The 14394-nt window shown below is 69.2% G+C and carries 14 protein-coding genes; 2 read left to right on the top strand and 12 right to left on the bottom strand.

The genetic code is table 11. The annotated features are described in order from the left end of the window. Window positions 1-26 precede the first annotated feature (26 nt). The 12 genes from VFY73_RS00640 to VFY73_RS00695 form a co-directional block, all read right to left on the bottom strand. Window positions 27-893, bottom strand: coding sequence for a hypothetical protein (locus VFY73_RS00640; protein WP_329715963.1), 867 nt, complete (start codon window positions 891-893; stop codon window positions 27-29). Between the two features lie 25 nt (window positions 894-918). Continuing rightward, a complete protein-coding gene (locus VFY73_RS00645; RefSeq protein WP_329715964.1) occupies window positions 919-1773 on the bottom strand; it encodes an ABC transporter ATP-binding protein in 855 nt (284 codons plus the stop codon). Next, complete coding sequence (locus tag VFY73_RS00650) at window positions 1770-2567, bottom strand: ABC transporter permease (protein ID WP_329715965.1); 798 nt, start codon at window positions 2565-2567, stop codon at window positions 1770-1772. Before VFY73_RS00650 ends, VFY73_RS00645 begins: the two co-directional genes overlap by 4 nt. Before the next feature lie 114 nt (window positions 2568-2681). After that, window positions 2682-4385, bottom strand: coding sequence for a phosphate ABC transporter substrate-binding/OmpA family protein (locus tag VFY73_RS00655; protein WP_329715966.1), 1704 nt, complete (start codon window positions 4383-4385; stop codon window positions 2682-2684). A 13-nt stretch (window positions 4386-4398) separates the two neighbouring features. Next, on the bottom strand, window positions 4399-5073 hold the full coding sequence (locus VFY73_RS00660; RefSeq protein WP_329715967.1) for a methyl-accepting chemotaxis protein: 675 nt from the start codon (window positions 5071-5073) through the stop codon (window positions 4399-4401). 105 nt (window positions 5074-5178) lie between these two features. Further along, window positions 5179-6429: a glycolate oxidase subunit GlcF gene (gene glcF / locus VFY73_RS00665; RefSeq protein ID WP_329715968.1), complete on the bottom strand. Its 1251-nt coding sequence runs from the start codon at window positions 6427-6429 to the stop codon at window positions 5179-5181. Next, complete coding sequence (locus VFY73_RS00670; RefSeq protein WP_329715969.1) at window positions 6429-7100, bottom strand: class I SAM-dependent methyltransferase; 672 nt, start codon at window positions 7098-7100, stop codon at window positions 6429-6431. Before VFY73_RS00670 ends, glcF begins: the two co-directional genes overlap by 1 nt. Continuing rightward, a complete protein-coding gene (gene glcE / locus VFY73_RS00675; protein ID WP_414654353.1) occupies window positions 7097-8191 on the bottom strand; it encodes a glycolate oxidase subunit GlcE in 1095 nt (364 codons plus the stop codon). Before glcE ends, VFY73_RS00670 begins: the two co-directional genes overlap by 4 nt. Then, entirely contained in the window at window positions 8188-9690 is a 1503-nt protein-coding gene (locus VFY73_RS00680; protein ID WP_329715971.1) for an FAD-linked oxidase C-terminal domain-containing protein, read from the bottom strand. Before VFY73_RS00680 ends, glcE begins: the two co-directional genes overlap by 4 nt. 114 nt (window positions 9691-9804) lie before the next feature. Continuing rightward, on the bottom strand, window positions 9805-10494 hold the full coding sequence (locus VFY73_RS00685) for a PhaM family polyhydroxyalkanoate granule multifunctional regulatory protein (RefSeq protein WP_329715972.1): 690 nt from the start codon (window positions 10492-10494) through the stop codon (window positions 9805-9807). Window positions 10495-10591: 97 nt separating this feature from the next. Further along, complete coding sequence (locus VFY73_RS00690; RefSeq protein WP_329715973.1) at window positions 10592-11590, bottom strand: TraB/GumN family protein; 999 nt, start codon at window positions 11588-11590, stop codon at window positions 10592-10594. Continuing rightward, complete coding sequence (locus tag VFY73_RS00695; RefSeq protein WP_329715974.1) at window positions 11587-12570, bottom strand: fumarylacetoacetate hydrolase family protein; 984 nt, start codon at window positions 12568-12570, stop codon at window positions 11587-11589. Before VFY73_RS00695 ends, VFY73_RS00690 begins: the two co-directional genes overlap by 4 nt. 63 nt (window positions 12571-12633) lie before the next feature. Between VFY73_RS00695 and VFY73_RS00700 the strand changes: the two genes are divergently transcribed. Continuing rightward, the gene (locus VFY73_RS00700; RefSeq protein WP_329715975.1) at window positions 12634-13815 is read left to right on the top strand and encodes a DUF3108 domain-containing protein; all 1182 of its coding nucleotides are present in this window, start codon (window positions 12634-12636) and stop codon (window positions 13813-13815) included. 74 nt (window positions 13816-13889) lie between these two features. Then, window positions 13890-14189 (top strand): BTH_I0359 family protein, encoded by a 300-nt coding sequence (locus VFY73_RS00705; RefSeq protein WP_329715976.1) that lies wholly within the window; start codon window positions 13890-13892, stop codon window positions 14187-14189. Window positions 14190-14394 lie beyond the last annotated feature (205 nt).

Genomic DNA, 14394 nt, shown 5'->3' on the forward strand with positions numbered 1-14394 from the left:
GGCATGTGCGAAAGACTCTCAGGCTCTCAGGGCCGTTGCCCCACCGCACGGCGAGCCGCCGCCTGCGCGGCCTCGTGCTCGGCCGTCACGTTGCCGATGCCGGCCAGCTCATACGGCCGCTCGATGTCCAGCGCCGCCTGCTCGGCCAGTTTCAACTTGGACACCGATTCCTCCAGCAACTGGCTAAGGTTGCCGTCGCGCGGCGCACTCATCACCATCTGGTAGACCTCTTCGAGCCGGATCGGCATCGCCACCAGCGTCGCCTCCAGCGCACTGCGGCGCGATGCGATGCGCGCCTGCCGCGACAGCGCCTCTTCGTACTCGGCCTTGGCGCGCCGCAGCTGGGTCTGCTCTTCCTGGTCGAGCTGGCCGCCGGCCAGCCGCTCGCTGACCGCGCGCAGCTTGCGCTGCACACTGGAAACGAAGTCGTTGCCCTGCGGGCTGCGCAGCACCGCGTCGCTGACGCACATGCGCAGATAGTCCAGCGTCAGGTCGTCCAGCTGCTCGACCTCGCGCGTGGTCAGGCTGGTGCTGCGGTCGCTGGCGGTGCGGTACAGCGAGGCCACGCGGTTGCACATCTGCTCGAAGCTGCGCAGGTGGTTGGAGCCGCCGTGCGAATGCACCTCGCGCAGCAGCGTCTCGCGGCGGGCTTCGCGCTGCTCTCGCCGCACCCTCTCGTTGACCGCGAGCTGGAAGTTCGGCAGGCCCGGCACGATGGCCAGGCCGATCATCTCCAGCGCGGTCAGGCCCAGCAGACCCAGCACCAACGCGTCGCCACCGAACGGGAACGACGCCAGCACCGAGGCTGCGGCAACGCCCATCACCATCAACTGGTTCTTGCGGTGCCAGAGAAAAGCCTTCCAGTACGAGGGCTTGTCGTCGTCGCCGCTCATGCGGCCCCCTTTGTCGTGCGCTGGCTCACACGCTGACCCTCAGGTTGCCGTGTGCGCCGGAGGCGCGCAGGTGACCGACGACCTGCTCGTGCAGCCGGCGCGCCTCGGCACTCATCAGCCAATCGCCGCTACGCGGCTGCCTCAGCGGGATGTGGAAGTCCTCGATGATCCGCGCCGGCTGGCCCGACAACACGATGACGCGGTCACCGAGCAGCAGCGCCTCCGTCACGTCGTGGGTGACGAAGACGACCACGCAGGGGTGGGCCGCATGCAGCTTGCACAGCAGTGTCTGCATGTTGGTGCGCGTCTGCGCATCGAGCGCGCCGAAGGGCTCGTCCATCAGCAGCACCTTGGGCCGCAGCACCAGCGCCCGCGCCAGCGCGACGCGCTGGTTCTGCCCGCCCGAGAGCTGCGACGGGTACTGGTCGCGCTTGTCGGCCAAGCCCACCTCCTGCAGCATCTGGTCGACCCGCTCCTTCGCGTCCTTCTCGGTCACGCGACGTTTCCACTCGCTGAACGTGAACGGGTACATCACGTTCTGCCAGACGGTCAGGTCGGGCCGGTTGGCATAGTGCTGGAACACCATTACCGCATCCGGGTGCGGGCCGGTGCAGGGTGTGCCGTGGATCTCGACCCGGCCCGAGGTCGGCGTCTTGACGTTCCACGGCCGCACGCCGCCGAGCATGCGCAGCAGCGTGGACTTGCCGCAGCCCGAGGCGCCCAGCAGCATGTTGATCGACGGCGCTTCGAAACTCAGCGAGACGCGGTCGAGCACACGCAGCGTGCCGCCGTCGGCGCGGGCGTACTCTTGCACGATGTCGGTCGCGGCCAGCAGCGGCTTCGCGGCAACCGCGGGCGCAACGGGAGGCAGCGCGCTCATTCCTTGGTTTCCCACTTGTACAGCGCCCGCTTGAGCGCCATCAGACCCTGGTAGGTCAGCAGCGCGACCGCCATGATGACGATGATGCCGGCGAACACCTGGTCAGTTGCGCTCAAACGGCGCGCGTTGGCGATCAGCTGGCCCAGGCCTTCCTGCGCGTTCACATACTCGGCCACCGTGATGTACGTCCAGCTGACCGACACGCCGACGATGATCGCGTCCATGATGCGCGGCATCGCCAGCGGCACCAGCACCTTGCGGATGCATTCCCACGGCGTGGCGCCGATGTCCTGCGCGCTGACGAGGTAGCCTTCGGGCACCGCGCGGATGGCGTCGCGCACCAGCGGCGTCAGGTAGACGATCGAGCCGACGAACAGGAAGGCGATCTTCATGAACTCGCCGATGCCGAACCACATCACCATGATCGGCAGCAGCGCCGCCACCGGTGCCGAGCGGAACGGGTCGATCAGCGGCGAGAAGATGGCGTTGATGCGCGGCGACGCCCCCATCAGCACGCCCAGCGGGATGCCGATCACGATGACCAGCAGCGACGCGGTGGCCACGCGGCCGACCGACCAGAGCGTGGCCGAGGCCAACTGGCTGTGGCCTTCGTACCAGCCGAGGTAGGCCATCGCCTGCGCCACCGCCCACGGCGACGGCAGCTGGTTCTTGCTCAGCAGGCCCGAGGCCGACAGCGCCGTCCACACCAGCAGCACGGCCAGCACGCTGCCCAGGCCGAGCAGCCGCTGCTGCGCCGGCGCCAGCGTGCGGTAGGGGTTCCAGAAGTCGGTCATTGGGGCCCCTCGCCCGACGAGTACGTCGGCCGATCCCCCGAGGGGATGCGGGCCGGCTTGGGAGCGGCCCGGCGCTCGGCCCGCCAACAGACGGTCCAACTCGGATGCCTCATGCTATTTGCTGAACACCGCCAGGCGGGTCGAGCGGTTCAGCGAACGACAGGTGTCCAGCGTCATGTCGGCGGCTTCCGGGTTGGTTTCGTCGCACAGCGGGCGCGTCGAGCCGTGGCCGGTGACGCGCAATCTCGCGCGCGGCACTTCCCACTGCTTTTCCAGGTAGTCGGCCACCGACTTGGCGCGCGCCAGCGACAGCGACTGGTTCGCCGCCGCCGAGCCGACCGAGTCGGTGTTGCCGCTGAGCTCGAAGTAGGCACTGCCGTTGTTCTCGATGAACGGCACCATTTCCTTGTCGATCACCTGTTGTGCCTTCTTCGACAGCTCGAACGAGCCCGACGCGAAGGTCACCGACACCGGCTTGGTCACGACGGCCGGCGTGGCCATCGCCACGGCGCGGCCCTGCTCGGAGTAGGTCTCGGTCGGCTTCGCGGCCTGGGCCTGGGCCTGGGTGTTGCGCTGCAGCGCCTTCTTGATGAAGCGGAAGTCGAAACTGTCCTGCGGCGGGATCACCGGCGACTTCGGGTTCGCGAGCGAGCCTTCGGCGCGGTAGATCTGGTCGAAGCGGGCGTAGACCCGCTCGTAGTGGTTGACGCCACCGGCCAGGCCGAGGATGCGGGCGTTGTCGGCCAGGTCGGTCCACAGCAGGTTGGCGAACAGCGACTTGATGAACGGCGCGCCTTCCTTGGCCGCCAGCAGCTTGAAGAACTCTTCGGTCTCGACCAGCGCCTGCACCGCGTTGTCGGGGTTGGCGCGGGCCGCCGTCACCCCATCCATCCAGCCGTCGACGAAGGCCTGGAACACGGCCTCGTTGTCGGGCTTGGCCAGCTCGCGCTGGTCGCAGACCATCATGTCGTAGATCAGGTTGTTGGCGGTCTTGGTCGAATAGACGACGTGCGCGCCCTTGACCTCGCGCAGCGCCAGCGACAGGTCCGGATCCCACAGCACCGCAGCGTCGACATTGCCGGCGGTGAATGCGGCGCGCACACCGGCGGTGCCCTCTTCCGGCTTGATGAAGATCGGCTTGATCTGCTTCTTCTGGCGTGCGGTCAACGAGGCACTGTCGATCGCATCGATCAGCATGCCGTGCGACGGCGTGTACTGCAGCAGCGCCACCGACTTGCCGGCCAGGTCTTCGATCTTCTGGATGCTGCCGTCCTTGGCGATCACTGCGTCACCGCCCTGGGTGTTGTCGACCAGCATCACGCCCTTGCCGTCGTGGCCGGAGTTGCGCAGGTTCGGATGCTCCTGGGCCCAGAAGTCGGACGTACGCCAGGCGCATTGCGCGGTCTTGGCTTCGAACAGGGTGGTCAGCGTCGGGATGTCGTCGTTGATGACGAACTCGACGTTCAGCCCCAGCTTGGCGTAGATCGAACCGGGCTTGGTCTTCAGGCTGTTGCCGTTGGCCACCAGCGCCGGCGCATAGCCGTGGAAGCTGACCAGGCTGACGCGCAGCGGGTTGCCGGCGCTGCCCAGCTTGCCGCTGGCCGGCGCCGCCGGTTTGGCGGGCGCAGCGTCGGTGCCTGCAGGCGCGCCGCCGCCTTCGGCCGCGTTGCCGCTGCCGCCGATGGTGGTGCCGGCCACGGTGATGCCGCCGTTCTTCAGCTTGTCCTTCAGCACGAAGTTCCAGCCGATCGAGCCCACGAGGCCCAGGCCAACGATCAGGAGAAGCCCTTTGGTAAGGCCCGTCATCTGGTATGCCATGCCCGCCGATTCCTTATGGGGTGAGGTTGGTTTTGAACTGCGCGATCAAACCGCGAAAGTCAGCGGCCGCACGCGACAGCGTCGCCAGCTCCTGGCTGACCGCTTCTTTCTTCATCTGCAGCGCAGACTCGATCGCCGCGCTTTCCTGCGCGCCGCGCGTGACCTCGCGGGTCAGCAGGCCCTCGAGGTCGGCGATCTGGCGCTTGACTTCGGCCACCGCCGCGTCCTGCTTGCGGCGCAGCTCGGCCAGCTCGGCCTGGGCCTGGGTTTCGGCCTGACCCAGGCCGGCGCGCAGGCCGGAGGCGTGCTGTTCGATCGCCGCGATCTTGGCCGCGGCGTCGCCGAGCGGGTCGTCGATGGTCCAGGATTCGTCGGCCGCGTCGATCGCGTGGATCGTCTGGCGGCGCAGTGTCTCTTCCATCGCGTTCAGGCCGGCCACCAAGCGCAGCAGGCGCTCGGCCGGGTAACTGCAAGCGGGCACCTGGCTGGCGGCGTAGACCTGTTCCAGCGTCTGGCCATCCGGCACCGGGGCCGCGGAGGCGAGGCCGGTGTCGGTGGTCGGAGCGCTCGCCGACGCCGCCGGTTCGGCGGCCGCGCCGCTGTCTGCGGGCGCGTCCGGGCTGGGCGGAACGTGGTCGTCGCCCAGACCTTCCTGGCGGACCAGGCCGGCCCTCTCCAAGAGGCTCATCATTCCCTTCATCGGCCCTCCTGCTCGCTTGATGCTGTTGGCAGCGCGAATCCTCTCACATCCGCCCGCCCCGGCGCACAGATGAGCCGAAGGCGGATAGCGGCGTCAGATCAGGGCGGCGTCCAGGATTTCAACCCAGTGTTTGACCGGTCTTGCGCTGGCCGATTGCAGGTGCTGGATGCAGCCGATGTTGGCCGAGACGATGGTGTCGGCAGCGATCGGCGCCAGCGCCTTCAGCTTGCGGTCGCGCAGTTGCAACGACAGCGCCGGCTGCAGCACCGAGTAGGTGCCCGCCGAGCCGCAGCACAAATGGCTGTCGACCGGCGCCTTCTGGACGTCGAAGCCGAGCGCGGCCAGGTGGGTCTCGACGCCACCGCGCAGCTGCTGGCCATGCTGCAAGGTGCACGGCGGGTGGTAGGCCAGCGGCACCGGTTCGCTGCGGCGCGCGGCCAGCTTGGGCAGCAGTGCGGGCACCAGGTCCGGCAGCAGCTCGCTCAAGTCCCGGGTCGCCTCGCTGATGCGCCGCGCCTTGTCGGCATAGGCGGGTTCATGGGCGAGCGCATGGCCGTACTCCTTCACCGTCACGCCGCAGCCCGACGCGTTCATCACGATCGCTTCGACCCGGCCGGCGTCAGTCAGCCCCTCGACCAGCGGCCACCAGGCGTCGATATTGCGGCGCATGTCGGCCAGCCCGCCCTCGTGGTCATTCAAATGTGTACGGATCGCGCCGCAACAACCGGCGTCGTCGGCGACCAGCGTCTGGATGCCGGCCGCGTCGAGCACGCGGGCAGTGGCCGAGTTGATGTTGGGCATCATCGTCGGCTGCACGCAGCCCAGCAGCAGCAGCACCTTGCGCGGGTGCGTGCGGGTCGGCCAGCGGTGCGCATCGGCCCCGGCGCGCTGCGGCACCTTGGCCTTCAGCGCAGCCGGCAGCAGCGGGCGCACCAGCTGGCCCAGCTTCATCGCCGGGCCGAACAGCGGCGAGGTCAGGCCCTCTTTCAGCAGCCAGCGAGTCGCGCGTTCGCTGGCCGGCCGCTCGACCTTGGCTTCGACGACGCGGCGACCGATGTCGACCAGCTCACCGTAGCGCACCCCGCTCGGACAGGTCGATTCGCAATTGCGGCAGGTCAGGCAACGGTCCAGGTGCAGCTGCGTGGCCCGTGTCGGCTCGGCGCCTTCGAGCACCTGCTTCATCAGGTAGATGCGGCCCCGCGGCCCGTCGAGCTCGTCGCCCAGCAACTGGTAGGTCGGGCAGGTCGCGGTGCAGAAGCCGCAGTGCACGCAGCTGCGCAGGATCGCCTCGGCCGCCTTGCCGTCGGGCGTGTCTTTGAACTCGGAAGCGAGGTTGGTCTGCATCAGGCGAGTTCGTACGCAAGCACCCAGTAGTAGGTCGACTCGCTCCAGCGTGGATCGCGAGCGCGCGGGCCGAGCAAGGCAAAGGCTTCGTCGCGGGTCGGGAAGTTCTTCAACACCTCGTGCGTGCTGCCGTCGTCGAGCCGGCGCTGCTGGTAGGTGTTGCCTTCGGCGTCGCGGCGCGAAATCGGCGTCACGCTGCCGGCGACGAAGCGGTTGTCGCAGATCACCACCCGGGCGCCAGCGTCCAGGCGGTCGTGCAGCGTCGCCAACCAGCCGGCCAGACGTGCCAGCGGCACATGCGACCACCAGAAGCCGGCGAACGCAGCGTCGAATCGCGTATCGGCGGGCAGCCCGTCGAGCGTGTAGGCGTCGACCGTGCGGAACTCGACCGTCGGCGGCATCGGCTTGGCCTGGGCCACCGCCATCGTCTCGGGGTTCAGGTCGGTCGCCAGCCAATGCGTCGCACGGGTGGCGCCATGCGGCGTCCACCAGCCGGTGCCGCAAGCGATCTCGAGCACCCGGCGGCCGGCGAACGGCTCGGGCAGCCAGGCCTCCAGCGCGCGGACGTCCGACTGCCGCTCGGGCTTGAAGTAGACCTTGTCATACTCCCGCGCACGGCGGGCGTAGTAGTCGGCCATCGTGGCCTCGGTCGCGTTCGTTGTCGAGATCATGGGGTGTCGCCGAGTCGGCCGGGGTTGAACAGCTGGAGCGGGTCGAACGCGTCCTTCAGCGCGCGCTGCAAGCGGGCCTGCACCGGCGGCAGCGGGTGGAAGGCGCCGCCGGTCTTGTCGCCGCGCCAGACCGTCGCGTGGCCCAGCGCGTCGGCCGCAGCGTCGCGCACCCGCCCGGGTGGCTCGTCGCTGATCAACCAGCGTTGCGCGCCGCCCCATTCGATCAGCTGCTCGCCGCGCAACTCGATGCGCGGCGCCGTGGCTGCGACGGACAGGCGCCACAGCCGCGAGCCGGCGGCGACCGCGGCCTCGACCTGGTCGAAGTACTCGTCGTGCTGGTCGCGCAAGCCGGTCCAGAAGCCCTCGGCCAGGCCGTGCGCGATGGTCTCGCCGCCCAGACGGCGCGCCGCGGCAGCGACCGCGGCCTGGGCCCCCTGCAGGCGCAGGATCAGCGCACCATCCCACCACGCGCTGGCCGACAACGGCAGCGGCTGCCCGGCCCATTCGTTGACGTGGCGCAGCGCATTGGCCTGGTCCATGTCGAAGCGCAACGTGACGCGACCGGGGGCGACCGGCAGCACCTTCAGCGACACCTCGCAGACCACCCCCAACTGCCCCATCGAGCCGGCCAGCGCACGGGAGATGTCGTAGCCGGCGACGTTCTTCATCACCTGGCCGCCGAAGCTCAGGATCTCGCCACGGCCGTTGATGATCGTCGCACCGAGCACATAGTCACGCACACCGCCCACCGCCGCGCGCGCAGGCCCGGCCAGACCAGCCGCGACCATGCCGCCGACCGTCGACCCTTCGGCATAGTGCGGTGGCTCGAACGGCAGGCACTGGCCCTGCTCGGCCAACGCCACCTCCAGCTCAACCAGCGGCGTGCCGGCGCGCACCGTCACCACCAGCTCGGTCGGCTCGTAGGCGCTGATGCCCGCCAGCGGCCTGACGTCGAGTGGCTCACCGCGCAGCGCGCCGCCATAGAAGTCTTTCGTGCCACCGCCGACGATGCGCAAGGGTTGGCGCCTGTCGGCCGCGTCGCGCACGGCGTCGACCAGCATCTGCACGGCAGCGTCGGCAACCACGTTCAGAACCGCTCCAGGTTCGCAAAGGGCAGCAAGCCCTTCTTCACATGCATCTTCCCGTACTCGGCGCAGCGCTGCAGCGTCGGCAGCAGCTTGCCGGGGTTCAGCAGCTCGTGCGGATCGAACGCGTTCTTCAACGCCCGCATCTGCGCGATCTCTTCGGGGCTGAACTGCACGCACATCGAATTGAGCTTCTCGACGCCGACGCCGTGCTCGCCGGTCACCGTGCCACCCATCGCGACGCTGGTCTCGAGGATGTCGGCGCCGAACAGCTCGGCGCGGTGCAGCTGGTCAGCGTCATTGGCGTCGAACAGGATCAGCGGGTGCAGGTTGCCATCGCCGGCGTGGAAAACGTTGCAGCAGCGCAGGCCATACTTGGTTTCCATCTGCGCGATCGCGATCAGGATGTCGGCCAGCCGCTTGCGCGGGATCGTCGAGTCCATGCACATGTAGTCGGGGCTGATGCGCCCCGACGCCGGGAACGCGTTCTTGCGCCCGCTCCAGAACTTCAGCCGCTGCGCCTCATTGGCCGAGACCTCCATGCGCGTCGCGCCACTGCCGGCCAGCACGTCCATCATGCGGCCGATCTCTTCTTCGACCTCTTCGGGCGTGCCGTCGCTCTCGCACAGCAGGATGGCCTCGGCGCCGAGGTCGTAGCCGGCGTGGACGAAATCCTCGACCGCTGCAGTCATCGGCTTGTCCATCATCTCCAGCCCGGCCGGGATGATCCCGGCGCCGATGATCGCGGCCACTGCGTCGCCGGCTTTGCGGATGTCGTCGAAGCTGGCCATGATGCAGCGCGCCAGCAGCGGCTTGGGCGTCAGCTTGACGGTGACTTCGGTGATGACCGCCAGCATGCCTTCGCTGCCGACGACCAGCGGCAGCAGGTCGAGCCCCGGCGCGTCGAGCGCGTCGCCGCCGAACTCGACCCGCTCGCCGTCGACGGTGAAGCCCTTGACCTTCAGCACGTTGTGCAGCGTCAACCCGTACTTCAGGCAGTGCACGCCGCCCGAGTTCTCGGCGACGTTGCCGCCGATCGTGCAGGCGATCTGGCTCGATGGGTCGGGCGCGTAGTACAGCCCCAGCGGCGCCACCGCTTCGCTGATCGCCAGGTTGCGCACGCCACATTGCACGACCGCGGTGCGGCTGAGCTTGTCGAGCTTCAGGATGCGGTTGAACTTGGCCAGGCCCAGCGTCACGCCCAACTCGTGGGGCATCGCACCGCCCGACAGTCCGGTGCCGGCACCGCGGGCCACCACCGGCACCTTCAGGGCGGCGCAGGCCTTCAGCACGGCGCCGACCTGGCTTTCGTTCTCGGGCAACGCGACGACCAGCGGGCGCTGGCGGTAGGCCGTCAGCCCGTCGCACTCGTAGGGCGTGGTGTCTTCGCTGGTCCACAGCAGCGCGTGCGGCGGCAGCACCGCCTGCAGCGCAGCCACCACCTCGCGCTGGCGGGCGGCGCGCGGTGAAGCGTCGACAGGCGGGGAAACGGTCACCGCAGACATGAGCGCCGACTGTAGCAACGCGAACTGAATCGCGGCTGAAGTCGAATCGGTGCGTGGGGTCGATTCAGCTGGGGCTTGGGATGCGCTGAATTGATGGGTGTCAACCGCCAGCCATCAGGAGCGCTTGCGCGTCGCCGGCTTCTTGGCCGCCGCGCGCGTGGCCGCCTTGACGCCGCCGCCCACCGCCTGGGCCGCGACCTTGGTCGCCTTCACCGGCACCTGCGCGCCCAGTTCGACCGCGCGCTTGATCGTTTCGCCGGCGGCATCGAAGCTTTGCTTGACCATCGCGCCTGCCAGGTTCTTGGCCGCGTCGGTGGCGCTGTCTTTCATCGCGCCGGCGGCCAGCGTCGTGAACTGCTTGGTCAGCGCGCCCCACCACTGCATCGGGTCGACCGTGCCCATCGGCGTCTCGACCTGGGTCTTGGACGAAGCGGCGGCACGCGCCTTCCTGGCGGCGGGCTTGGGTGCCGGGGCTTCGGCAGGCTCGGCCGCCTCGGGCTCCGGCACCTTCAGCTTGATGGAGTCGCGCAGCTCGCCCATCTGCACGTTCATCGTCTTCAACGTCGACAGCGTCATGCGCTGCACTTCCAGCGCCTGGATCGTCGCGCCCAGCATGCGGGCGTTCTGCTCGAGCCAGAACTGCACCGTGCGCAGCTCTTCGATGCGCTTCTCCAGCTCCTCGGGGTTCAGCGTCGGCGCAATCCACTGGCCCATGTTGGGCAATGCGGCGCCGGCGTTCTTGACCAGCCCCTGCAGGAAATCGAAGCCCGGAACCATCTTGGTGAAACCGGCTGCATCGGCCATTGCACGCCTCTTGTCGCTTGCTGGGATGGCGGCGATGGTACGCCCGGCCGGCGGCACGGGCGCTTTGGTGGGAACCCGGGCGCGGCGGCTTGTTTCGTCAGCGCGACGCCGCCGAGGCCGCCGCCGCGGGCAACCCGCCTTCGATGCGCTGGACATCGAAGCCGTGCGACTTCAGCAAGGCCGGCACGCCTTGCTCGCCGATCAGGTGCAAGGCGCCGACGGCCACGAAGAGCCGCTCGCCAGCGTCGTGCCGGGTCTGCAGCTGTGCCGCCATCGTGACATTGCGCTCGTCGATCAGGCGACGCATCAGGCGCTTGTCGTCGTCGCTGTCGACGCACCGGCACCAGTCGGCATAGCTGCTGAGCTCTGCCCAGTCCGAGCGGGCCCAGGCCTCGGCCAGGCGCTGCAGCGTCGGCAGGGCGTGACCGCTGTCCAATTCGTCGAGCGCATGGCCGACGAAGGTTTCGGTCTCGGCCGGCGTCGGCTGCAGCAGCAGGCCGATCTGGGCTTCGGGCGTTTCGAGCGACAGCACCGGCTTGTGGAGGCCGCGCGCATAACCGGCCAGGAAACCATCGATGCCGTAGGCCGGCTCCAGCCCGGCACGCCGACCGGCCATCACCGTCAGCGTCACGGCTTGCATCTCGGGCTTCAGCGCGGCGAGCTCCTGGCCGGCGCAGGCCTTGTCCATCTGCGCACGCAGGCGACGCTGCAGCGGACCACTGATCACCGGCTGTCCCGGCGCGGCGGCCAGCACGGTCATCAGGCGGCGCTGGATGTCCGGGTCCAGCATGTCCAGCTCCAGCGCGACCCGGTCGACCGATTGCAGCGCATTGCGCACCTGCGGCCCGGGGAACATCCAGGGCTTGCGGGCGACGTGCAGCGTGCCGTACAGCCAGGAGGTCTTGCCGCCCTTGCTGACACGCCAGAGAAAGCCGCGGTCGATCGCGTCCTGCATGCCGCGCTGCACGTCGTCGGCAGTCAGTGGCTTCGGCTGTGGCGGGCACGCGTCGGTGGCGGGCGCAGCCTGCAGGGCCGGCGGTGCGGCCCACAGGACCAAGGCGACGGCAACGCCAGTGACCCAGGCGGCGAGCGTCATGCCAGCTCCACCACGGTCTGCTCGATCGCGCCGAACAGGCTGTGACCGTCCCTGCCTTTCATCTCGATGCGGATCGTGTCGCCGTACTGCATGAAGGCGGTCCTGGCTTCGCCCTGGTCGATCATCTCCAGCGCGCGCTTTTCGGCGATGCAGCTGTAACCGCGCGAAGCGTCCTTGTTGCTCACGGTGCCGGAGCCGACGATCGCGCCGGCGCGCAGGTTGCGGGTCTTGGCGACGTGGGCGATCAGCTGGCCGAAGTGAAAGTTCATCTCCGGCCCGGTCTCGACCAAGCCGACCTTGCGGCCATTCCAGGTCGACTGCAGCGTCAGGTGAACGCGGCCTGCCTGCCAGGCGTCGCCCAGTTCGTCGGGCGTCACGGCCACCGGGCTGAACGCCGTCGCCGGCTTGCTTTGGAAGAAGCCGAAGCCCTTGGCCAGCTCGGCGGGCACCAGGTTGCGCAGCGTCCAGTCGTTGACCAGCATCAGCAGCCGCACGCCTTCGAGCGCCTGCGCCGGCGACACGCCCATCTCGACGTCGCCGGTGATCACCGCGACTTCGGCCTCGAAATCGATGCCCCAGTCGGCGCTGGCGAACCGCGCATCGTCACAGGGGCCGAGGAAGTCGTCGCTGCCCCCCTGGTAGACCAGCGGGTCGCCGAGGAACGACTCCGGCATCTCGGCGCCGCGCGCCTTGCGCACCAGCTCGACATGGTTCAGATAGGCCGAGCCGTCGGCCCACTGGTAGGCGCGTGGCAGCGGCGCCATGCACATCGCCGGGTCGAACGGGAAGGCGTGCCGCGCCTTGCCATGGTTCAGCGTGGTGGTCAGGTCCTGCAACTGCGGTGACAGGAAGTTCCAGTCGTCCAGCACCTGCTGCAGTCGGGTGGCGATGCCGTTGGCGTAGTGCGCGGTGGCGAGGTCACGCGAGACGACGACCAGCTGGCCGTCGCGCGAACCGTCCTTGTAGGTGGCGAGCTTCATGTACGTGGAATCGGGGCTGGGCCGCCAGGCAGAGGCGGCCGAAGTTGATGGCACCATTGTCCGATGCCCTGGCCCGCCTTCACCTTCCCTGCCCCGACGCAACTGCCGGCACGCGCGCCGGCAGTGAACTGGCGCCGCCGCGGCCAGGCCGCCGCCGTGGTGCTGGCGGTGCTGCTGGCCCATGGCTGGTTGATCGGGCCGGTGCACGAGCCGATCGGCCGTGCACCCGGGCACAGTCCGGCCATTCAGCTGGTGACGCTGCCGCCGGCCAAGGCACCGGCACCGGCGCCTGAGGTGATTGCGGCGCCAACGCCAACGCCCTCACCGCCGGCCGAACCACCGCCGCTGCTGGCGGCGCCCGAGCCGGCGCCCGCCAGCGAACACCGCCCGCCGCCCGATGGGCCGATCGACTGGATGGCGGGCCCGCGGCCGCCCGAGTCGGTGGCGGGCACCGAGCCGACGCCGGCCGACGAAGCCGGCTCGACGCCAGCGGCGCCGGTGCCCGGCACGGTGGCCAGCGCACAGGACATCGAAGGCGGCGGCCGGCCGCCGATCTACACCACGCAGCGGCCTGAGCAGTCGTTCAAGCTCGACTACCGCGTCGAGCGTGGCGACGACGCCGGCACGGCGCAGCTGAGCTACGACCTGCAGACCGGCGGCATCTTCCGGGTGCGCTTCACCGCCGAGGTCAACGGCAAGGCGGTGATGGACTGGATGTCGCGCGGCTTCTTCAATGCCGCCGGCTTTGCGCCTCAGCGCATGGTCGAGCGCCAGCGCGGGATCGACGCGCGGGCGGTCAATTTCCAGCGCGACGAAGGGGTGATCACCTTCTCCAGTTCGAGCCGCGCGTTCGCGCTTCATCCTGGCGCTCAGGACCGCACCAGCATGTTGCTGCAGCTGGTCGCGATCGCCCAGGCCCAGCCGGGCGGGCTGCGTGCCGGCCAGCACATCCGCATGCAGGTGGCCTCGTTGCGTGGCCATGTCGGCGAGTGGGATTTCGAGGTGGTCGGCGACGGGCAGGTCGAACCGAACGGTGTGCCGATTCCGGTCGTGCACCTGAGGCGCGAACCGTCACAGCCCTACGACCAGCGGATCGAGCTGTGGTTGGCACGTGACGCCGGGCACCTGCCCGTGGGACTGCGCTTCACCCAAGTGCCCGGCCGCAGCAGCGAGGCTTTTTGGCTCAGCACCCCATTGCCCGCGGTCGAAGCGCCCTCCTCGGCGCCCCCTCGCAGCGACCCTTGAATCCAGCCGCCTTGTCTCCATTTGCCTGGCATGGGGGCCTGCTTGGCCTCGGGCAGTACATGGAGCATCACCGCATGAACCTGGTCTACAACTCCGACAGCTACGCCGTCGTGCAGATCTCGCTGGAGCAGGCCGACAGCGCCCCCGGCGACGGCGAAGGGGCGTCGACCAGCCACGCAGACGTGGTGCGCGGCGGCTACGAGATCGTCGACAAGGCGGCCAAGAAGGGCATCTTCATCGATGGCGCGCTGGCCCAGCGCTTCCGCGAGGGCGTGCAGGCGCTGGCCGAAGAGCACGAGCCCAGTACCGAAGAGATCGACGACTACATCGCCGGCTACACCCAGCTCGCACAACAGCCGCTGACCCTGCACTGATCAGCCACCGGGCACCGCGTCGGCACGACCGACGCGGCGGTCCACATCGCTCGCGGACTTTCAGACTCTTTCGTCGAAGGCACCCTGCACGCCGAGCGCCGGGCCACTCCCAAGCCGTCCGCGGCCCCCCCCCCCGGGGGAGCGGGCCGATGTACTCGTCGGCCGAGGGCTCCATCTGGCGGGGCTTGCCCTCGCGCGGCGGCTG

The sequence above is a fragment of the Ideonella sp. genome (assembly GCF_036277275.1).
GTDB lineage: Bacteria > Pseudomonadota > Gammaproteobacteria > Burkholderiales > Burkholderiaceae_C > Ideonella.